Origin of the sequence: Rhizobium sp. CF080 (assembly GCF_000282095.2) — a bacterium.
Classification (GTDB): domain Bacteria; phylum Pseudomonadota; class Alphaproteobacteria; order Rhizobiales; family Rhizobiaceae; genus Neorhizobium.
The window spans coordinates 727,455-745,939 of sequence record NZ_AKKC02000002.1; the positions used below are offsets into that span (position 1 = coordinate 727,455).

At 62.9% G+C, this 18,485-nt stretch carries 21 protein-coding genes; 7 read left to right on the forward strand and 14 right to left on the reverse strand.

Annotated features, from left to right (window positions below):
* Positions 1–5: 5 nt before the first annotated feature.
* The 6 genes from PMI07_RS04785 to PMI07_RS04810 are packed head-to-tail and all read right to left on the reverse strand — an operon-like array spanning position 6 to position 4,654.
* Positions 6–509 carry a hypothetical protein gene (locus PMI07_RS04785; RefSeq protein ID WP_007752323.1) on the reverse strand — a complete coding sequence of 168 codons (504 nt, stop codon included), beginning with the start codon at positions 507–509 and terminating at the stop codon, positions 6–8.
* The gene (locus PMI07_RS04790; RefSeq protein ID WP_007752325.1) at positions 506–1,126 is read right to left on the reverse strand and encodes a hypothetical protein; all 621 of its coding nucleotides are present in this window, start codon (positions 1,124–1,126) and stop codon (positions 506–508) included. Before PMI07_RS04790 ends, PMI07_RS04785 begins: the two co-directional genes overlap by 4 nt.
* Positions 1,126–1,740 carry a hypothetical protein gene (locus tag PMI07_RS04795; RefSeq protein ID WP_007752328.1) on the reverse strand — a complete coding sequence of 205 codons (615 nt, stop codon included), beginning with the start codon at positions 1,738–1,740 and terminating at the stop codon, positions 1,126–1,128. Before PMI07_RS04795 ends, PMI07_RS04790 begins: the two co-directional genes overlap by 1 nt.
* A complete protein-coding gene (locus PMI07_RS04800; RefSeq protein ID WP_007752330.1) occupies positions 1,737–2,498 on the reverse strand; it encodes an ABC transporter ATP-binding protein in 762 nt (253 codons plus the stop codon). The genes PMI07_RS04795 and PMI07_RS04800 overlap by 4 nt, the downstream gene beginning before the upstream one ends.
* Positions 2,495–3,559: an iron ABC transporter permease gene (locus tag PMI07_RS04805; RefSeq protein ID WP_007752333.1), complete on the reverse strand. Its 1,065-nt coding sequence runs from the start codon at positions 3,557–3,559 to the stop codon at positions 2,495–2,497. Before PMI07_RS04805 ends, PMI07_RS04800 begins: the two co-directional genes overlap by 4 nt.
* Positions 3,560–3,562: 3 nt before the next feature.
* A complete protein-coding gene (locus PMI07_RS04810; protein WP_007752335.1) occupies positions 3,563–4,654 on the reverse strand; it encodes an ABC transporter substrate-binding protein in 1,092 nt (363 codons plus the stop codon).
* A gap of 210 nt (positions 4,655–4,864) precedes the next feature.
* On the opposite strand from PMI07_RS04810, the gene PMI07_RS04815 reads away from it, so the two are divergent.
* Positions 4,865–5,422: a nucleoside 2-deoxyribosyltransferase gene (locus PMI07_RS04815; RefSeq protein WP_007752337.1), complete on the forward strand. Its 558-nt coding sequence runs from the start codon at positions 4,865–4,867 to the stop codon at positions 5,420–5,422.
* Here PMI07_RS04815 and PMI07_RS04820 read toward each other — a convergent pair.
* A complete protein-coding gene (locus tag PMI07_RS04820; RefSeq protein ID WP_007752339.1) occupies positions 5,419–6,147 on the reverse strand; it encodes a GntR family transcriptional regulator in 729 nt (242 codons plus the stop codon). The two genes, PMI07_RS04815 and PMI07_RS04820, sit on opposite strands and share 4 nt — an antisense overlap.
* A 240-nt stretch (positions 6,148–6,387) precedes the next feature.
* Here PMI07_RS04820 and PMI07_RS04825 point away from each other — a divergent pair, with 240 nt between their 5' ends.
* The 6 genes from PMI07_RS04825 (at position 6,388) to PMI07_RS04850 (ending at position 12,333) form a co-directional block, all read left to right on the forward strand.
* Positions 6,388–7,479: an ABC transporter ATP-binding protein gene (locus tag PMI07_RS04825; RefSeq protein ID WP_007752341.1), complete on the forward strand. Its 1,092-nt coding sequence runs from the start codon at positions 6,388–6,390 to the stop codon at positions 7,477–7,479.
* A gap of 36 nt (positions 7,480–7,515) precedes the next feature.
* Entirely contained in the window at positions 7,516–8,805 is a 1,290-nt protein-coding gene (locus tag PMI07_RS04830; RefSeq protein ID WP_024163566.1) for a PotD/PotF family extracellular solute-binding protein, read from the forward strand.
* 193 nt (positions 8,806–8,998) lie between these two features.
* Positions 8,999–9,910 carry an ABC transporter permease gene (locus PMI07_RS04835; protein ID WP_007773639.1) on the forward strand — a complete coding sequence of 304 codons (912 nt, stop codon included), beginning with the start codon at positions 8,999–9,001 and terminating at the stop codon, positions 9,908–9,910.
* Between the two features lie 19 nt (positions 9,911–9,929).
* Positions 9,930–10,748 carry an ABC transporter permease gene (locus tag PMI07_RS04840; RefSeq protein WP_024163567.1) on the forward strand — a complete coding sequence of 273 codons (819 nt, stop codon included), beginning with the start codon at positions 9,930–9,932 and terminating at the stop codon, positions 10,746–10,748.
* Between the two features lie 5 nt (positions 10,749–10,753).
* Entirely contained in the window at positions 10,754–11,500 is a 747-nt protein-coding gene (locus PMI07_RS04845; protein WP_007766397.1) for an aspartate/glutamate racemase family protein, read from the forward strand.
* Positions 11,497–12,333 carry a GNAT family N-acetyltransferase gene (locus tag PMI07_RS04850; RefSeq protein WP_024163568.1) on the forward strand — a complete coding sequence of 279 codons (837 nt, stop codon included), beginning with the start codon at positions 11,497–11,499 and terminating at the stop codon, positions 12,331–12,333. The genes PMI07_RS04845 and PMI07_RS04850 overlap by 4 nt, the downstream gene beginning before the upstream one ends.
* A 39-nt stretch (positions 12,334–12,372) precedes the next feature.
* Here the strand turns inward: PMI07_RS04850 and PMI07_RS04855 are convergent, their stop codons facing one another.
* From PMI07_RS04855 to PMI07_RS33470, 7 genes are all read right to left on the reverse strand, one after another.
* On the reverse strand, positions 12,373–13,194 hold the full coding sequence (locus tag PMI07_RS04855) for a bifunctional allantoicase/(S)-ureidoglycine aminohydrolase (RefSeq protein WP_007767898.1): 822 nt from the start codon (positions 13,192–13,194) through the stop codon (positions 12,373–12,375).
* A 181-nt stretch (positions 13,195–13,375) separates the two neighbouring features.
* Complete coding sequence (locus PMI07_RS04860; protein WP_007767897.1) at positions 13,376–14,290, reverse strand: DUF6282 family protein; 915 nt, start codon at positions 14,288–14,290, stop codon at positions 13,376–13,378.
* Between the two features lie 34 nt (positions 14,291–14,324).
* Positions 14,325–15,236 carry a hypothetical protein gene (locus PMI07_RS04865; protein ID WP_007767896.1) on the reverse strand — a complete coding sequence of 304 codons (912 nt, stop codon included), beginning with the start codon at positions 15,234–15,236 and terminating at the stop codon, positions 14,325–14,327.
* 23 nt (positions 15,237–15,259) lie between these two features.
* Positions 15,260–16,027 (reverse strand): aldolase/citrate lyase family protein, encoded by a 768-nt coding sequence (locus tag PMI07_RS04870; RefSeq protein WP_024163569.1) that lies wholly within the window; start codon positions 16,025–16,027, stop codon positions 15,260–15,262.
* 115 nt (positions 16,028–16,142) lie between these two features.
* The gene (locus tag PMI07_RS04875) at positions 16,143–16,610 is read right to left on the reverse strand and encodes a PaaI family thioesterase (RefSeq protein ID WP_007770560.1); all 468 of its coding nucleotides are present in this window, start codon (positions 16,608–16,610) and stop codon (positions 16,143–16,145) included.
* Positions 16,610–17,560, reverse strand: coding sequence for a 3-keto-5-aminohexanoate cleavage protein (locus PMI07_RS04880; protein ID WP_348626226.1), 951 nt, complete (start codon positions 17,558–17,560; stop codon positions 16,610–16,612). The genes PMI07_RS04875 and PMI07_RS04880 overlap by 1 nt, the downstream gene beginning before the upstream one ends.
* A 29-nt stretch (positions 17,561–17,589) precedes the next feature.
* A complete protein-coding gene (locus PMI07_RS33470) occupies positions 17,590–18,390 on the reverse strand; it encodes a helix-turn-helix domain-containing protein (RefSeq protein ID WP_197032460.1) in 801 nt (266 codons plus the stop codon).
* Between the last annotated feature and the right edge of the window lie 95 nt (positions 18,391–18,485).

Sequence of the window (18,485 nt, forward strand, 5' to 3'; positions counted from 1 at the left end):
GAGGCTCAGGCCTCTTCGTAGACCGCGTCGGCCGGCGCCAGGAGCAGCCGGTCGGCCATTTCCTGCTTCAGGTAGGTCAGGCGATCTTCCTCTTCCGCCGTGCGGCCCTGTTTCTGGCCAAGCCGGATGAACTCTTCCCGCACATGACCGTCCTGCAGCTGAAGCGTCACCGTCCTGCCGCGATAGGTGAGTTCGAAGACGTAGCGCTGCAGGATGTCGCCGCGCTCCGGCTTGTCGAGCGACGGATCGACCGTGTAGCGGCCTTCGGTCAGGCCGCGCGTCACCATTTCGAACGCGTCGCGGCCACCCGGACCGCGGAAAGCGGTGCGAATAATGATCTCGCGACGCTCCGGCGGGCTGTCGGGACTCAAGAGCGGCATCGCACGCTGCATCACCTTGAAGGCATGGGCGACGCCGCCGGGAAAGCCGAAGCCGTGAAAATGCATGAGGTCGGCATAGGTGTAGGAGAGCGGCTTGCCGTCTTCGAGAACGTCGATCGTGTCGATCATTTCGTCTTTGCTCCGTCCAGCTCTTCACGCATCCAGGGCAAAAAGCCATCCAGGAAACGCGTCGTCGCCGGCATGAAATGGGATCCGTGATGGAAGCACGGATCGAGGCTGGTGATAATCATGCGGCCGGGCGTCGTCACCTCGTCCACATAGAGAATGGGTTTGCCCTCGCCGTTGACGGCCAGCACGTCGGCGCCTTCCGGCGGATCGAACCAGCCGTGCAGGTGCCAGGTGAGATCGTCCTGACCGAGGCGATCGAAGAGCGGATGACCAGGCGCCGCGATGCGGACGCCGAGATCGGCACCGGGCGTCAGCCACCACCACCAGTTCGTCAGCTGCGGCGTGAAGGCGATGCCTGGAAGGAAGACGTCCCAGTTGGTTTCGCCGGTGGCGACGATCGTGCCGCCCTGGTCGAGATAGGCGCGCAGCTGTGCGGCATGCGGCGCGAGGCGATCGGCCGGCGCGCGACACGGAATGAAGACGACGGCGTGTTCGGCAAGGTCCGCGGAGGCCAAGTCTTCCGGCCGCACGAGCACGTCGAAATGGTGGGCGTAACGTGGCGCTTCGAGCGTCTCGATATGGTAATAGGCGCCGGGATGGATCGCGAGAATGCTCATCAGTTCAGCTCTCCGGCAAGCCAGGCGGTGGCGCGGCTCGCCAATTGCTTCTTGATTTCGGGATCGTCGCCACAACCCCAGAATTCGTTGCCGGCATGGCTGAGGAACTCGCCGCCGTGCGGCCGAGCCCAGACCCAATCAACCGGGGTTTGTGCCGGGCCGAGCGCATTGATGACGACGGCGCCTTCGGGCGGAGGGTTGTGGCCGCGGCCGTAGAAGCCCGCGACGCCATGGTTGGTTTCCAGCATCTTCTGGTCGATGCCGGCGAAAATTGGATGGTCGTAAAGCCGCGTCTGCACGAAATCCATCCGCTTCGGGTTGGGGATGGGCCGGTAGGTGCCGAGTTCGGCCAAGACCGGGCGCAGGATATGGCCGTGATAGATCCAGCGGCCGCCGCGGTCGAGGAACGCGGTAACATCGGTTGAGAACCGCTGGAAGCCGATCTGGTCGAGATGGGTGGTGGTGATCAGCCCGCGCGCCGTCGCGAAATCCTCGCCGGTCAGCTCCATCTCGCGCACGAGCTTCATGAGGCCGGAGGCGATGGCATCGCCGAACAGCGGCGCGGTCATCGAGAACGACTCCTGGTAATGCGACTGGATCATCAGGATGGTCATGCGGCACGGATTCCAGCAAAGGCGGGCAGAACGGCCCGATGGGTTTCGCCGGACGGACCGGCCAGTTCGACGACGCGCATCGGCACGCCATAGAGGCTTTCCAGATGTTCCGGCGTGATCGTCTCGGCGACCGGTCCGAACAGCGGCGGCTGGCCGTCCGGCATCATCAGCAGCGCATCGTCGGCGGTGGACAGCGCGTGGTTCGGGTCATGCGTGGTGAAGACGATCGCCTTGTCGCGCGGCTGGCGCAGCGTGTTGAGCAGGGCCAGCAGCCGTTCCTGATTATGCAGATCGAGGGCCGCCGCCGGTTCGTCGAGGACCAGCACTTGCGAGCCCGTGGCGATCGCGCGGGCAAGCAGCACGAGCTGGCGTTCGCCGCCGGACAGGCGATCGAAATAGTGATCGGCGAAACGGGCGGCACCGGCCCGTTCCAGCGCCGAATGGGCGATCCGGAAATCCTCCGGCCCCGGCTGGCCGAAAATGCCGAGATGCGCGGCGCGGCCCATGACCGCCACGTCGAGCGCGCGATACCGCTGGTTGCTGGTACCGGTCTGCGGCACATAGCCGACGATATCGGGTGCAACCCTGCGACCATCATCAAGCCGCTGGAAACCGAGCATGGCCTTCAGCGTCGTCGTCTTGCCGCGGCCGTTCGGGCCGAGGATGGCGAGCGTGCGGCCGACTGGTACCGAGAAGCTTAGGGCTTCGATGATGATGCGCGATCCGAAACGGACGGTGGCGTCTTCGAGGCCGATCATGACCCGTTCCTCTCGCGGTAGTGATTGCGCAGGAGCATCGCGAAGATCGGCGCGCCGACGAGGGCGGTGATGACGCCGAGCGGGATTTCGGCGGCGGTCGCGGTGCGGGCGAGCGTATCGATGATCACCATGAAGCCGGCGCCGAGCACGACCGAGGCCGGCAGCAGCGCGCGGTGGTCGTGGCCGACCAGCAGGCGGCAGGCATGCGGGATGACGATGCCGATCCAGCCGATGATGCCGGAGACGGCCACCTGGCTGCCGACGATGACGGCGATCAGCCCGAACACCATCCAGCGTTCGCGGTTGGTCTTGGCGCCGAGGCTCTGAGCCTCCGACTCGTCCAGCGACAGGATGTTGAGGCGGAAACGCAGCATCCACAGAAGCACGCCGCCGATGATGAGGCCGGGCGCGGCGATCAGCGTACGTTCCCAGGTCGCCGTCGCAAACGAGCCCATCAGCCAGTAGACGATGGCCGGAAGCGACGTGTTCGGGTCGGCGACGAATTGCAGCAGCGAGACGACGGCCGAGAACATCGAGCTGACCACGAGGCCGGAGAGGATCACGGTGATCGTTTCGCTGCGGCCGTTGATGCGCGAGATCAGGCCGACGAGGATCACCGCCGCCATGCCGGAGATGAAGACCATGGAGATCAGCGGGAAACCCCAGACGCCGAGCATGATGCCGAGCGCACCGCCGAAGGCTGCTCCTTGCGAGATGCCGAGGATATCCGGCGAGACCAGCGGGTTGCGGAAAACACCCTGCAGCGCCGCACCCGACAGAGCGAGCCCGGCGCCGGCGAGCGCTGCGAGCACCACGCGTGGTGCCCGGACCAGAAGAACGATGCGCTCGTCGATCGTGGTGAGTTCCCGCCACGGGTCGGTGGCGCCGAGCCAGATCAGCTCCAGCGCACGGGTTGCCGGGACAGAAAAACGGCCGACGCAGAGACTGACCACGAAAGCGACCGCAAACAGCGCCAGCAGCCCTGCGAAAACCAGGGTCTGCCGTGCCAAGTGCGCGCGGCGGACCATCGGAGCCGTCTCGTCCTGCGTCAGCGCCGCCATGACCTACTTCGCCTTGAACTGGGCGTAGTTGGCCGAGCCGCTCTGTTCCTTCATCCACAGGATGCCGTCGATATCGGCATCGGTGATGTCGTAGTTGTAGAGCGTCTTGTAGGCGGTCTTCATCTCGGCGCGCAGATCGTATTTGAAGACGTCCGGCTGGGTGATATTGGCCGTCCACATCCAGGCCAGCGGCGATTCCTGGTTCGGCGGGTCCCAGCGATAGCCGCCGAGCGGCATCTTGTAGACGCGCTTGTTCCTGGCCGCCTTGGTCAGCGACAGGATCGGGTCGCTATAGACCCAGTCGACGTTCAGTTTGGCTTCGAAGGCGTTGAGGAAGATGATTTCCGGATCCCACTGAGCGATCTGCTCCTTGTTGATCGTCACCGTGCCGTTGAGTTCGGCCGAGGCGTTCTTGCCGCCGACGAGTTCCATGTACCAGGCATTGTAGCTGCCCTTGGTTCCCGTCGTGGCGATGTCGGTCAGTGCACGGGCGATATAAAGCGTGGTCGGCTTCTTGTCTTCCGGGATCGCCTTGGCTTTCGCCTCGATGTCCTTCTGCACCCGGTCGCGCCACTCGACCAGTTCCTTGATGCGCTCCGGCTTGCCGATCGCCCTGGAGGTCATCGTCATGTAGTCGCGGGTCAGCTGCTCTGTGCCGTAGAGGATCAGCATGGCGTTGAGGCCGGCATTGGTGATCGGCGCGACGATGTCGTTGCCGCGGCCGCCCCACTGGATGACGAGATCGGGGTTGGTCGCCGTCAGCGCCTCGACGTTCGGCACGAAATTCGGTGCGGTCACGTCGGACGGGATGTCCTTGGTTTCCGGAAAGATCTTGCTCAGGATACCTTCGAGCACGGCGCTCTTGGCGGTCGGGTTCATGCCGACCAGCTTCTTCGTCCCGCCGTCGAGGGCGATCACCGTGGAGGCCATCGGAATGACGATCGAGACGATGCGTTCGGCGGCTTTCGCGAGTTTCACCTCGCGGTTTTCCTGATCCTTGAAAATGATCTCCTCCGCCGCGGCACCATGCGCCAGCAAGCCGGAAAGTGCAGCGGCCAGAAGGCAGCGCGTAGCGAAACGAGTGAGCGAAACCATGATCTATCCCCTGCCGGTAACGTCGTCGGGGAGCATTCCTAATGCGCGTGATTATTCTTGTCTACAAATCTCCACTTTTAAAAGAGCTTTTCATCCAACCTGGTGCCCTGTGACGGGCTCAAATCGCCCGGTCGGTGCATTCACGCTCGCAAAGCAGCGGGCGGGCGGCTATGGAACGCTGGTGTCGATCGATTTCATCAGAGGATATTCATGCCGACCATCTACCTCGCCGGCCCCGAAGTATTTCTGCCCGATGCCCAGACCGTGATGGGCGAAAAACGGCGGATTGCCCGCAGCTTCGGTTTCGAGCCGACCGGTCCCGGCAGCGACGAGAACCAGGCGCCGGTCGGACGGCTGACGGCAGCCGCGATCTACCAGCGTAACGAGGACGCGACGCGGCGCGCGGATGTCTGCCTCGCCAATATCACGCCGTTCCGCGGCATCAGCGCCGATCCCGGTACCGTCTACGAAGTCGGTTTCATGATCGCGCTCGGCAAACGGGTCTGGGCCTATACCAACCATCCCGACGACTATGGCATGCGGGTACGGTCGATCTGGTATGCCGGACTCCACATCGATGAAAGCAGCGGCCGCCCCCGCGGTCCCGACGGACTGTCGATCGAGAACCACGGCAAGTCCGACAATCTGATGATCGACGTCGGCATCGAAGCGGGCGGCGGCCGTGTCATCCGAGCCTCCGCTTTGCCGACCGATCCCGAACGGGAACTCGCGGCCTATACCGAGGCGTTGCGGCACTTGCGGGCTTAGCCGAGCGACAGGGCGTCCTTGAGACCCAGGCCCTGTTTCACCTGGAGATCGAGATCGGCTTCGATATGGTCGATGTGGTGGATCATGAGCTTGGCGGCACGCTCGCCATCACCCTTTTCCAGGGCGTCGAGAACGGCGGTATGCTCGGAATGCCCGCAGCTCGACACGCCGGAACGGCCATAGAGCGCAATCACCAGCGATGAACGGGCGACCAGCTCGTCCATGAAACGCTGCAGGATGACGTTGCCGGCAACGGATGCCAGCATCAGATGGAAATCCCCCGAAGCCTTGATCTCGGCGCGGCGCGCGGCCGGGCCGCGCTCGTTCATGTAGCGCTCTTCCTCGTTGAGCTGACGGCGGAACTCCGCGATGTCCTCAGGCGTGATGCGCTCGACCGCAGCCGCGACAATGCCGGGCTCGATCAGCCGGCGCGAGGCAAAAATCTGGCGCGCTTCTTCCGGCGACGGATTGGAGACGAAGGCGCCGCGGTTACGCTCGGTCTTCACCAGGCCTTCGAAGGCGAGCATCTGCAGTGCGGCGCGGGCCACCGTGCGGCTGACGTCGAAGAGAGAGCCCACTTCGCTTTCAGACAGTTTGGTGCCGGGCGCGAGACGCCGGTCGATGATCGCATTGCGTAAGGATTCCCGGATCGCCATGGAGCGATCTTCCGGGGAACGTTCCTCGGGTGTGGTGTCGGTAAGATTGATCTTTTCGCTGATATTCATTGCTGGAGTCCGATGTCCGGCTTTTGTAACCCGAGTGGCTACAGAATGCCAAGCGACTTGTTTTTGATCCAATGTCAAGATTGCATACGATTTGCCCAAAGGATCGCAAACGATCGCACGATTTTTACGCAGTCGCAAAACGCAACCGCCAAGGCCTCGAGGTAAAGCCAAGTCTTTCTAAAGGTTTAGTCGAGTTGGCACGGCTGATGCATAGCTATATCAGACGCAAGGGAGCGCCTGATGAGCAAAGCCGCCGAAATCGACATCGCTTCAGTCTCTAAGATCTACGGAACAACCACGGCCGTTCACGCGATCAGCCTGAAGATTCCGGCCGGAACCTATTGCTGCCTGCTCGGACCGTCCGGCTGCGGCAAGACCTCGACGCTCAGGATGATCGCCGGCCATGAGAGCATTTCCTCGGGCGACGTCCGTCTCGGCAACATCGTCGTCACCGACCTGCCGCCGGCCAAGCGCGGCACGGCGATGATGTTCCAGTCCTACGCCCTCTTCCCGCATCTCGACCTCGTCGACAATGTCGCTTTCAGCCTGAAGATGAAGGGCGTCGACAAGGACGAGCGGCGCGCCAAGGCGATGGACATGCTGCAACTGATGCAGCTCGAAGCCTATGCGACCCGCCGCCCGGCGCAGCTTTCCGGCGGCCAGCAGCAGCGCGTGGCGCTTGCCCGCGCGCTGATCACCGATCCGGAAGCGCTGCTGCTCGACGAGCCGCTCTCGGCGCTCGATCCGTTCCTGAAGATCCGCATGCGCGCGGAACTGAAGAAGCTGCAGACCTCGCTCGGCATCACCTTCGTGCATGTGACGCATAGCCAGGAAGAGGCGATGGCGCTCGCCGACCTGATCGTGGTGATGAACGATGGCCGGATCGAACAGGCCGCCCATCCGCGCGTCGTGTTCGAAAAGCCGGCCACCGCCTTCGTTGCCAAGTTCATGGGCGATCACAACGTCATTTCCGGCCGGGTGACGCAGAGTTCCGGCGACAAGCTGATGTTGTCCGTGCCTGCAGGCGGCGATTTCCTTGCCACCGATGACGGCGCAGCCGGGCTGACCGATACCGCCGATATCGCCATCCGCACCGACCATGTTCGCATCGGCCAGCCTTCCGAAAAGGGCCTCGGCTTCACCGGCTCCGTCTCGAACGTGGAATATCGCGGTTCCTCGGTAAAACTCTCGGTCAACGGCGCAGGGATCGAGGATTTCACCGCGATCCTGACCGACGCCGAATTTTTCGCCAATCCGGTCAAGGTCGGAGAAGCGATCCCCCTTTCCTGGGGCCGCGAGGATGCGATCGTCCTCGGCCGCCTCAAGAACTGATGCCACCAAAAAACTCAACCAGAGGAGAACAAGGCAATGACTGAGACCAAGAAGACACCTAAGGGAATTTCGCGCCGCACGCTTCTGAAGACGGCGTCCGCCGCGGCCGGTCTTGCCGCCGGCTCCGGCGCCATTACCGGCTTCCCGACCATCTGGGCCCAGAACCCGATCACGCTGCGCCAGTTCGGCACCGGCGTTTCGAACCTCAATGCGATCGCCGAGAAGTGCAAGGCCGACCTCGGCATCACGCTCGAAATGACCGCGACGGATTCGGATGCCGCCGCCCAGCGCGCCGTCACTCAGCCGAATTCCTACGACATCGCCGACATCGAATACTGGATCCTCAAGAAGGTCTATCCGGCCGGCGTCATCCAGCCGATGGATACGACCAAGCTCAAATATTACGACAAGATCGTGCCGCTGTTCAAAAACGGCAAGCTGAAGCCGGACAGCGTGATCGCGCAAGGGACCGCGCCGCACACGGTCGGTTATGTCGCCAAGCCCGGCGACAAGACCTTCGCCAAGGAAGAGACCAAGTGGTTCACGATGGTTCCGACCATCTACAACGCCGACACGCTCGGCATCCGCCCGGACCTGGTCGGCCGCGAGATCTCGACCTGGGCCGACATCATGGACCCGAAGTTCAAGGGCAAGGCCTCGATCCTCAACATCCCGTCGATCGGCATCATGGATGCCGCGATGATCATGGAGGCCATGGGCAACATCAAGTATGCCGACAAGGGCAACATGACCAAGGCGGAGATCGACAAGACGATCGACTTCCTGATCAAGGCGAAGCAGGGCGGCCAGTTCCGTGCTTTCTGGAAGTCGTTCGACGAGAGCGTCAACCTGATGGCCTCGGGCGAAGTCGTCATCCAGTCCATGTGGTCGCCGGCCGTTGCCGCCGTCCGCTCCAAGGGCATCGCCTGCAAATACCAGCCGCTCAAAGAAGGTTATCGCTCCTGGGGCGGCGGTCTCGGTCTTGCCGCCCATCTTTCGGGCGCCAAGCTCGATGCGGCCTATGAATATATCAACTGGTACACGTCCGGCTGGGTCGGCGCCTATCTCAATCGCCAGGGCTACTATTCGGCCGCCATGGAAACCGCCAAGGCCCACATGTCTGCCGACGAATGGGGCTACTGGATCGAAGGCAAGCCGGCCAAGGGCGATATCGTCGCTCCGGACGGCAAGGTCATGGAAAAGGCCGGTGCAGTGCGCGACGGCGGCTCCTTCGAGGAACGCATGGGCCACGTGGCCTGCTGGAACTCGGTCATGGACGAGGACCGCTACATGGTCCGCCGCTGGAACGAGTTCATCGCGGCGTAAGGCCCCAGGGTCCGGCGCTGCAGGCCTAGCGTCCCTGAACCCGTCATCCTCGGGCTTGGCCCGAGGATCCACGCCAGGGGCGAGAGAGCGAAAGGGCGCACGGACGACGAAATGGATCCTCGGGTCAAGCCCGAGGATGACGACCGGGTGAGGAAGCATATTCCGCTCTCGGGTAACCCCAGGGAGACGAAACATGGCGACGATCACATCCTCGGAACCAGATAGTGCCGACATGACGAAGGCGAAAGGCTTTCGTCTGTCGCCGGCGCTGATCTCCTATCTTCAGGCGACGCCGCTGGCGCTGATCCTCGGCGCCTTTCTGCTCCTGCCGATCCTGATGATTACAGTCGTCAGCTTCTGGGATTACGACTTCGCCCAGATGTACCCCGACCTCCTGACAATGAACTATACGGAGACGCTGGGTTCGTGGGTTACCTGGAAGACCTATCTGAACACCCTCAAATTCGCCTTCCTGGTCTGGGCGATCACGCTGTTCGTCGGTTTCTGGGTTGCCTATTTCCTCGCCTTCCACATCCGCACCACCGCCATGCAGATGGTGCTCTTCCTCGTCTGCACCGTGCCGTTCCTGACGTCCAACATCATCCGCATGATCTCGTGGATCCCGGTGCTGGGCCGTAACGGTCTCGTCAATACGACGCTGATCAACGCCGGCATCATTCCCGAGCCGATCGAATGGCTGCTCTATTCGGATTTCGCCGTCGTGCTCGCGATGGTGCATCTCTACACGCTGTTCATGGTGACGCCGATCTTCAACACGCTGATGCGCATCGACAAATCGTTGGTGGAAGCCGCCCGCGACGCCGGTGCGACGAGCACGCAGATCCTCACCAACGTCATCATTCCCCTCGCAAAACCCGGCATGGCGATCGGCACCATTTTCGTGGTGACGCTGGTGATGGCGGATTTCTCGACAGTGCAAGTCATGTCCGGCGGCCAGAGCGCCTCGGTGGCGCTGATGATGAAGAACCAGATGTCGCTGCTGCAATATCCGGCGGCGGCCGCCAACGCGGTCGTGCTGCTTATCCTCGTGCTGCTGATGGTCGCGGGCATCCTGCGCATCGTCGACATCCGCAAAGAGCTTTAGGAAAAGGGAGAGTTTTGAGATGCACAGCGACAAGCGCGGCCGCGAATTCTACCTTCTCGCCATCTTCTTCGTCATCTTCGTGCTGTTCCTTTACGGCCCGCTCTCGGCAATCCTGATTCTTTCCTTTCAGGGGCCGAACGGCGGCCTGACCTTCCCGCTGAACGGGGTGTCGCTGCGCTGGTTCGCCAACCTGTTCGAGACCCAAGCGGTCGGCGATTTCGGCGGATCGTTCCGCCGTTCCGCCATGCTCGGCATCATGGTGATGATCGTCACCGTCGTGGTCTCGCTCCTGGCAGGACTTTCCTTCCGCCGCCGCTTTATCGGCTCGACCGCGCTGTTCTATCTCGCGGTCGCCAGTCTCGTCGTACCGTCGATCATCATCTCCCTCGGTATCGGCGTCGTCTTCCAGCAGCTCGGTTTCCAGCCGTCCTGGTATACGTCCGCCTTCGGCGCCCATCTCACCTGGACGCTGCCCTTCGGCGTGCTGATCATGTTTGCCGTGTTCAACCGTTTTTCGCCGGCCTACGAGGAAGCCGCGCGCGATCTCGGCGCCTCGTCCTGGCAGACCTTCGCCCATGTCGTGCTGCCGATGATCGCGCCGAGCCTTGTGGGTGTCGGCCTGTTCGGCTTCACGCTGTCCTATGACGAATTCGCGCGCACGTTGATGACCGCGGGTACGTTCAACACGCTGCCGCTCGAAATCTATGGCATGACCACCAATGTCACGACGCCGGTGCTCTATGCGCTCGGCACGGTGACCACGGTTTTCTCCTTCCTCGTCATCGCCGGCACGCTCGGCCTGATCGTCCAGCTCAATCGCCGCCGCCTGCGGTCGTGAACAGAATGCGCATTCTCGTCGTAAACCCGAATACCACCGCCAGCATGACGGCGACGATCGCCGATTCCGCCATGCGTGTCGCCAATCCGAACACCGAGATCGTTGCGGTCACCTCCTCCATGGGGCCGGTCTCGATCGAGGGCTATTATGACGAGGCCTTCGCCGTGCCCGGCCTGCTGATCGAGATCGCCAGGGGCGAGAAGGCCGGCGCCGATGCGGCGATCATTGCCTGTTTCGACGATACTGGCCTCGATGCGGCGCGCGCGCTGGCCAACATTCCCGTAATCGGCATCTGCGAGGCGGCGCTCGCTTCGACCGCCTTCATCGCTCAGCGTTTCACGATCGTGACGACCATGGAACGCTCGCGCCTGCCGCTCGAACATCTTGTCCATCGCTACGGGATGGCCGGACGGTGCAAGGTGCGGGCCGCAGACATCCCCGTCCTCTCCCTCGAAGACCCGAATTCCAACGCCCGCGACCGGCTGCGCAGCGAGATCGCGACGGCGCTACGCGACGACAAGGCCGAGGCGATCGTGCTCGGCTGTGCCGGCATGGCGGATCTCACGGCCGAACTGCGGGTGGAATTCGGCGTGCCTGTCGTGGACGGGGTCGCGGCGGCAGTGAAACAGGCCGAAGCGCTGGTGACATTGGGCTTGTCGACGGCCAAGCGAGGCGCCTATGCTTCGCCGGTCTCCAAGCCCTATAAAGGCCTGCTCGAAGGTTTCGCCCCTGGGAAGCTCATCGCCTCATGACGACTCAGCCTGTCATTCGCGCACTCGCCTCTTCGGAGGTCGAACAACTCGTGGACTGGGCGCGGATCGAAGGCTGGAATCCGGGCCTTGCGGATGCAGCGGCCCTTCATGCTGCGGACGGTGATGGTTTCATCGGCTGTTTCGTGGATGGTGAAATGGCGGCCGGCATTTCCGCGATCCGCTATGGAACGGATTTCGGCTTCATCGGCCTTTACATCGCCCATCCGGATTTCCGGGGAAAGGGCTATGGCAGAAAGGTCTGGGATGCCGGCATGGCGCATCTCGACGGCCGGACGATCGGCCTCGACGGCGTGCCGGAACAGCAGGCGAATTATCGCAGCATCGGGTTCGAACAGCTCTACGAGACGTTTCGCTGGAGCGGGACCCTCGACGGGGAATCGGATATCGATGTGGTTGCGATCACCGACGATCTCGTGCCTGGCATTGTGGGCTATGACCGGAGCTTCTTTCCTGCGGAGCGCGGTACCTTTCTCCGCGAATGGCTGAGGCCTCCGCGTTCCGCCAAGGCCATCGTTCGCGACGGAAATATCGGCGGCTATGCGGTCTGCCGCCGATGCCATGACGGCTACAAGATCGGTCCATTGTTTGCGCAGACTGACGCCGACGCACAGAGGCTGCTGAGCGCCTGTGCCGCGGAGATCAGTGGCGAAACCCTGCATATCGACGTTCCGGCTGCGCAGACGGAATTCTGCGCCTATCTCGAAGCGCATCGCTTTGCGAAGGGTTTCACCACGGCACGAATGTATCGCGGTCCGGCACCAGCGGTGCAGATGTCGGGCGTATTCGGGATCACCACGCTCGAGCTCGGGTGAGGGCGGCGTCCCGACGATCAGAACGCCGCGAACCGACGCCTACCAGAGTTCGGTGTGGCGGTTGACGTCCTTGTAAAGCAGGTAACGGAAACGGCCGGTGCCACCGGCGTAGCATGCCTGCGGGCAGAAGGCGCGCAGCCACATGTAGTCGCCGGCTTCCACCTCGACCCAATCCTGATTGAGCCGATAGACCGCCTTGCCTTCGAGCACGTAGAGGCCGTGCTCCATGACATGCGTTTCCATGAAGGGAATGGTCGCGCCCGGCTCCAACGTGACGATGTTGAGATGCATGTCGTAGCGGACGTCGGACGTATCGACGAACCGGGTGGTTCCCCACCGATCACCCGTGTCCGGCATCCACGAAATCGGATGCTCGTCTTCATGGGTGAAGACCGCCGGCGGAGCTTCCAGCCCCTCGACCGCCTGGAAAGCCTTGCGCACCCAATGGAACTTCACCGGTGCCGTGCCTCGATTGCGCAGCTTCCATGGCGATCCGGCCGGGATGAAGGCAAAGGAGCCTGCTCTCAGCGCGTGATCGCTTCCGGCAAACTCGATCGACATCTCGCCCTCGACGACGAAGATTGCAGCTTCGGCGCGCGGGTTCGGCTCCGGCCGGTCGCTTCCGCCACCTGGCTGGACTTCCATGATGTATTGCGAGAACGTTTCCGAGAACCCTGTCATCGGACGGGAGATGATCCATGCCCGCGTTCCCTCCCAATGGGGAAGCAGGCTGGCAACGATATCGGACATGACGGTTCGGGGGATGACCGCATAGGATGTCGTGAAAACGGCCTTGCTGGAAAGGAGTTCGGTCTGCGGCGGCAAACCGCCGAGTTTCGAATAGTAATTTCTGTCGGTCATGGGTCCAATTTCGCGGCGTCTGATACGCCTATGCTTGAAGCGCCGCGCATCTCTAGGCAACCAGAAATTCAACCGGGTAACCAGATTTCCGTCGATTATCCTCGACTCCGACGATCCCGCCGAAGCTTCTGACCCATGTTTGCAGGCAGCCCCCCCTGCGGCCTGCATCTTTCTCACGCCCCTAGAGCAGGCCCGCCGCATTGGAGGATACCAGCTTGCGGATCTCGGACTTCGGCATCTGCAACTCGAGGAGGTCGTTGACAATCGCCCGGTAGCCTTCGACGGGGCGCGGCATTTTCACGAGGCCGAGGTCGGAGCCGAATATGGTCATGTCGACGCCGGCCACCTCCACCAGGCGGCGCAGCTCCGACGCATCCCATTTGGATGGACCACGCTGGTTCGGAATGAACATGCAGATCGAGTGCTCCATATAGACGCCGAGCCGGGCCAGTTCGCGAATGTCGTCGTCCGTGCAGCCGATGACATAGGTGGGATGATTGACCAGCATCTTCTTGACGCCACGCCGCTTCGCCTCGGGAAACAGCACTTTTAGTTCGTGGGACGAGAGGTGCCCGCCGGCCAGGATGATGTCGCCGGCCGCGATGACATCGAGGACCTCGTTGGTTTCCTTCGTCAGCTTTCCGTTCTCGTCCAGGACGGTCAGGGGAATGGGCAGCAGCATCGGATTGGCGCTTTTCGGATAGTTCTTGGTCTCGTCGGCGCTCTTGTCGATATGGTTCTGAGCCGCGAATGTCGGCATCCAGACAATCTTGCCGCCGAGCTTCACCGCGTGATCGACGGCATGGGGATTGATGCCGCCGCTGGCATTGTTGAGCGCGACGCCCGAATAGAGACGAGTACCCCGGTCGGGATAAAGCGTTTCGAGCAGCAGGGCATGAGCCATGCCCGGGTAGAAGTGGTCCTTGTAGACAAGAGCGGAAAAACCCGCCTCGGACGCTTCCACCATGGCTTCATAATGGTTCAGCAGGCGGGGAAAGACCGCGGGGCCGCTGTGGCAATGCAGGTCGACGGCGCCGACTAGGAGGTCGGCGACTTCGGCGTCTCGGTCGGTCGCGGCGGTAGTGGATTGGGTCACGGGCAGGCACTCCCAGAAGGGCTGATGATCGGTTTCACGGTGTGGTGGCGCCGGGCGCCGGATATTCGGCCGCATTCAGCACCCAGCCGGGCTTGGCCGAAAAATCGGCGCGGGGCGGGCTGAAGATGTCGACCAGCACGTTCTTCACTGGGTCCATGGACCGGGATGTGTGGATGGCAGGCGGCGGGATGACGGCGACGGAGGGTGCTGCGCAGAGTTCGGCATCGTCCGGTCGCCAGGCGTTCATGTCGCTGATCCAGGGCCAACGCAGGTAATGGATGTAGGAGCCTTCGACACAGAGCGAATACTGCTCGAAATCCTCGTGAAAATGCGGAGACATCTTGGTGATGTCGCGCGGGCCGCTGCCGGGCAGGTAGTTCACCATGATGGTCGAGCAGCGGAAAATGCGTCCGAACCGCCCGGGTTCGGCGGCGACATCCAGGCTGTAGTGGCGCAGCTTCGGCCCATCGACCGGATCGGGCCAGGCTTTGAACGGCGGCACGTTCGGGTCGGGACTGAGATACGAGCCCGCGTTGGAGCATTTGGCGACGAAATCGGTGGCGCGCGTGGTCACCAGCCGGATCACTTCGCCGTCGCCCTTCAGATGCACTTCGCTATCGCCAGCCGGCACAACCACGAGACAAAAACCATCAACCGAGATGCTGTGCCCATTCCAACGAACCTCGACCGGCGTATCGGGATTGGGGAGGAGAACGACGTATTCATCGAGCTGATTGACACGGGAGAGCACCAGGCCGGCCTTGCCGGTCGTGTGCGCCACCACGAGGTTTTGTCCCCGCGCGTAGTAGGTCGTGCTGCCATCCGTGACGTCCTGCGGCGGCGCGTCGTAGAAGCGCGCATATTCGCCACCTTTGAATGCCGTCGGCACGGTGCTTGGCGCAGCGGCGGTGTTGAGGCTCGCGCGTGGGTCGTTGGGTGCGTACATTTTCAATCCCTGACGTGATGAATTCAGTTTGCGGCGGCGTGGAACTCGGTGCGGATCCGGGAGGCGCTGGTGCGCAAAATGCCCTGGTCGGAGGACACGATGAACGCGCTTGCTCCTTCGGCGCGGAACGGCTCGATTTCGCCCACCGAGCCGACCATGACGCACACGGGTTTGCCGACGTTGCGGGCGGCCGCCATGATCCGTGCGACCGCATCCTTGACCACCGGCTCGCTGGCAGACCGGGCGCCGAGAGACACCGTCAGATCGCCGCGGCCGATGAAAATCCCGTCGAGGCCGTCGACGCCCACAATATCTTCGATGACATCGATGGCTTCCCGATCCTCGATCATCGCCAGCACCGCAATGTCGCGATCCTGCGTCTCGATATGCTCCCACATGCCGGTTGCGCCAAAAGCACCGGCCCGCGGCGAATTGGAAAAGCCGCGTATGCCGCCGCGATACCGGCTTGCAGCAACCACGGCACGGGCGGTCTCCGCCGAGGCCACATGCGGAACCAGCACGCCATTGGCGCCGCAATCCAGTACCGACTGGATACTGGCAGGCATCGACGATGGCACTCGGACGAGGCCGGCAATGCCATTCGCCCGGCACCCGAGAAGGATCTGATCGGTCGCGGAACGATCGATGGGTGCGTGTTCCTCATCGATGACGACGAAGTCGAAACCGGCTCCACCCAAAATTTCCGAGGCATGGCTGGTAGGCGTCTTGACGAAAGCGCCGAGCAATTGCTGGCGTGCCTTGAACCGGGCCGTGAACTCCGTTGGCGGCATTATTTCTCTCCCTGTCGTCATCTTGTTGTCGTCACTCTGCGGCGTTTGCCGGTTGCGGGGGAGTGCCGGCGTCCGGCCATTTCAGCGCGTGAAAAACAAAACGAACGATCGCTCGTCAGGCCGCCGGCTTGACCAGCTTGAACACGGACTGCAGCGACGCCACAGCTTCGCCCCCCACTTCCACGAGCCCATCCACGAACACCAGCGTTCGCGTGCGGCGGGTCACGCGGCAACGGCCGACCAAAAAATCGAACGGCTTTACCGCTGCCAGAAACTGGACGTTGAGCTGGACGGTGACCGATCGCACCGGCCCCACCTGGCCTTCGGCACGCGACAGGGTTTCGATGAGCGTGCCGCCCAGCGCCTGATCGCAGAAGGCAGTGAGGGCGCCGCCATGCATGTTGCCGGAATTGTTGAGCGTGTTCGGTGTGCAGTGCATCGCGAAGATGAACTGGCCGTCCTCCTCCTGCTTCTGCCAGAACGGCCCGATCAGATCGAAGAAGGGGTTGGACCGGCGCCGGGTCCAACCGGCCCCGGCGGGATCGAAGACGTCTTCAGGCAGCAGATTCGTGTCGCTCGTCATCAGGCCGCCGCCCTCGCCGCTTCGAGCGACAGGATCTCGCGGGCTTCGGACGGTGTCGCCGGCTCGGCTCCGAGCGCTCTGATGATTTCGACCGCGCGCTGAACCAGGGGCGTATTGCCCTCGGCCAGCACACCCTGTTCCAGGTAGAGATTGTCTTCCAGCCCGACGCGGCAATGCCCGCCGAGGATGACCGACTGGGCGACCATGGCCATCTGGAAACGGGAGATACCGAAGGCGGACCAGATCGTGCCCGGCGGAACGAGCGAGCGCATCAGCAGCATCGCCTCCGTGGTTGCCGGCGCACCGCCCGGAATGCCGAGGCAGAACTGGAAGAACGGCGGCTTGGGCAGATGGCCTGCCTCGAGCAGCCGCACCGCGACGCCGACATGGCCGATATCGAAGACTTCGAGTTCCGGCTTCACGCCGGCGGCGCGGATCGCCTGCGCCATGGCAATCAGATGCGGCGGCGTGTTGACGATGGCCCGGTCGCCGAAATTCATCGTGGCCACGTCCAGCGTGCAGATGTCCGGGCGCAGGCGCGAGACGTGGTCGGTACGGACGCCCGGCGAACGGATGGGTGGTGCAGCGGTCTCGTCCAACGGCGGTGCATAGCCGGCTCCGGGTCCCGCCGTCAGATTGATGATGACGTCGCTGCCCGAGCGGCGGATGCGTTGCATCACCTCGTCATAAAGTTCGAACTGCATGGAGGGCGCCCCGGTCTGCGGATCGCGCACGTGGATATGCACGGAGGCCGCGCCGGCCCTTGCCGCCTTGATCGCTTCATCCGCGATAGCTTGCGGAGTAATCGGAACGTATTGGCTGTTCTTGGACAGCGCGCTGCCGCCCGTGACGGCACATGTCAGTATCACCTTGCGCTTCATTGGGGTCCTCATCGGGTTTGACGGCGTGATCGCCATGGCAAAGCCGGGCCGCGCGTTGTCGCGCGACATCCAGCGGGTATCGAGAATTGGGTGGCGCCTTAGTACGTGGTGCCGTGCAGGCTGCGCATATCCACCTCAATGGCGGATGCGGCTTCCAGCATGGGCTGAACCACGCTTTCCAGAATGCGATCGGCCGAAACCGCCGTGCGGTAATAACCGACCCCCATGCAGGCCGAGCAGCGCTGCTGGTCGAAGATCGGGACCGCAACGAACTCGAAGACGCGGCGCGGTCCCCCGACCCGGGCATAACCGCGCTTGCGGGTCACCCGCAGGTCGCGCAGCGTGCGGGCAACGTCGATCGGCTTGCCCTGTTCGCGACGCTGCTGGGCAACCGCGTTGAGAAGCAGGGCGCGCTCCTCGTCCTCGCAGAAAGCGAGGTAACATTGCCCCATCGCCGTCAGCTCCAGATCGAGGAACCGGTGCAGAACGGGAAAGGGGTAGGCCCAGGGGCTGATCGGCGCTGTTGTGAAACTGACCAGGATATGGCCGTCGCGCAGCGTTCCGAGACTCACGGGCCACTTGATATCGTTGGTCAGCGCCACCGCCCGCGACCGTGCCGCCTCGATCAGCAGCGGCGCGCCGCTGAAGCCCGAGGCCAGCGAAACGACCTTCGAAGTCACACTGTAGCCGCCGACGAAATTGTCACGGACCACATAACCTTCGCTGATCAGGGTTTCGAGCATCCTGACGATCGTCGGCTTGGACAGTCCCGTCACCTGATGCAGCGAGCCGATGGTGGCGATGCGCTGCGCATTCAACGCCTGCAGCAGCACCAGGACCCGGCGCGCGGATTCAACCGGGGCGTAGGACGGCTTGTGTTCGTCGATGCTGCCACGCAATGAATTCGCCCTGCAGTGAAGATCGTTGTATTTCGGTAGCTGCGGAGATTTGGCCGGTCTCTCCCTCAACTCGCTTTCGAACATTCAGAACTCCT

Excerpts from the sequence above, each read along its gene's own strand:
- PMI07_RS04785 (WP_007752323.1), bottom strand. The coding sequence starts at position 509 with ATGATCGACACGATCGACGTTCTCGAAGACGGCAAGCCGCTCTCCTAC.
- PMI07_RS04790 (WP_007752325.1), bottom strand. The coding sequence starts at position 1,126 with ATGAGCATTCTCGCGATCCATCCCGGCGCCTATTACCATATCGAGACG.
- PMI07_RS04795 (WP_007752328.1), bottom strand. The coding sequence starts at position 1,740 with ATGACCATCCTGATGATCCAGTCGCATTACCAGGAGTCGTTCTCGATG.
- PMI07_RS04800 (WP_007752330.1), bottom strand. The coding sequence starts at position 2,498 with ATGATCGGCCTCGAAGACGCCACCGTCCGTTTCGGATCGCGCATCATC.
- PMI07_RS04805 (WP_007752333.1), bottom strand. The coding sequence starts at position 3,559 with ATGGCGGCGCTGACGCAGGACGAGACGGCTCCGATGGTCCGCCGCGCG.
- PMI07_RS04810 (WP_007752335.1), bottom strand. The coding sequence starts at position 4,654 with ATGGTTTCGCTCACTCGTTTCGCTACGCGCTGCCTTCTGGCCGCTGCA.
- PMI07_RS04815 (WP_007752337.1), top strand. The coding sequence starts at position 4,865 with ATGCCGACCATCTACCTCGCCGGCCCCGAAGTATTTCTGCCCGATGCC.
- PMI07_RS04820 (WP_007752339.1), bottom strand. The coding sequence starts at position 6,147 with ATGAATATCAGCGAAAAGATCAATCTTACCGACACCACACCCGAGGAA.
- PMI07_RS04825 (WP_007752341.1), top strand. The coding sequence starts at position 6,388 with ATGAGCAAAGCCGCCGAAATCGACATCGCTTCAGTCTCTAAGATCTAC.
- PMI07_RS04830 (WP_024163566.1), top strand. The coding sequence starts at position 7,516 with ATGACTGAGACCAAGAAGACACCTAAGGGAATTTCGCGCCGCACGCTT.
- PMI07_RS04835 (WP_007773639.1), top strand. The coding sequence starts at position 8,999 with ATGGCGACGATCACATCCTCGGAACCAGATAGTGCCGACATGACGAAG.
- PMI07_RS04840 (WP_024163567.1), top strand. The coding sequence starts at position 9,930 with ATGCACAGCGACAAGCGCGGCCGCGAATTCTACCTTCTCGCCATCTTC.
- PMI07_RS04845 (WP_007766397.1), top strand. The coding sequence starts at position 10,754 with ATGCGCATTCTCGTCGTAAACCCGAATACCACCGCCAGCATGACGGCG.
- PMI07_RS04850 (WP_024163568.1), top strand. The coding sequence starts at position 11,497 with ATGACGACTCAGCCTGTCATTCGCGCACTCGCCTCTTCGGAGGTCGAA.
- PMI07_RS04855 (WP_007767898.1), bottom strand. The coding sequence starts at position 13,194 with ATGACCGACAGAAATTACTATTCGAAACTCGGCGGTTTGCCGCCGCAG.
- PMI07_RS04865 (WP_007767896.1), bottom strand. The coding sequence starts at position 15,236 with ATGTACGCACCCAACGACCCACGCGCGAGCCTCAACACCGCCGCTGCG.
- PMI07_RS04870 (WP_024163569.1), bottom strand. The coding sequence starts at position 16,027 with ATGCCGCCAACGGAGTTCACGGCCCGGTTCAAGGCACGCCAGCAATTG.
- PMI07_RS04875 (WP_007770560.1), bottom strand. The coding sequence starts at position 16,610 with ATGACGAGCGACACGAATCTGCTGCCTGAAGACGTCTTCGATCCCGCC.
- PMI07_RS04880 (WP_348626226.1), bottom strand. The coding sequence starts at position 17,560 with ATGTCGCGCGACAACGCGCGGCCCGGCTTTGCCATGGCGATCACGCCG.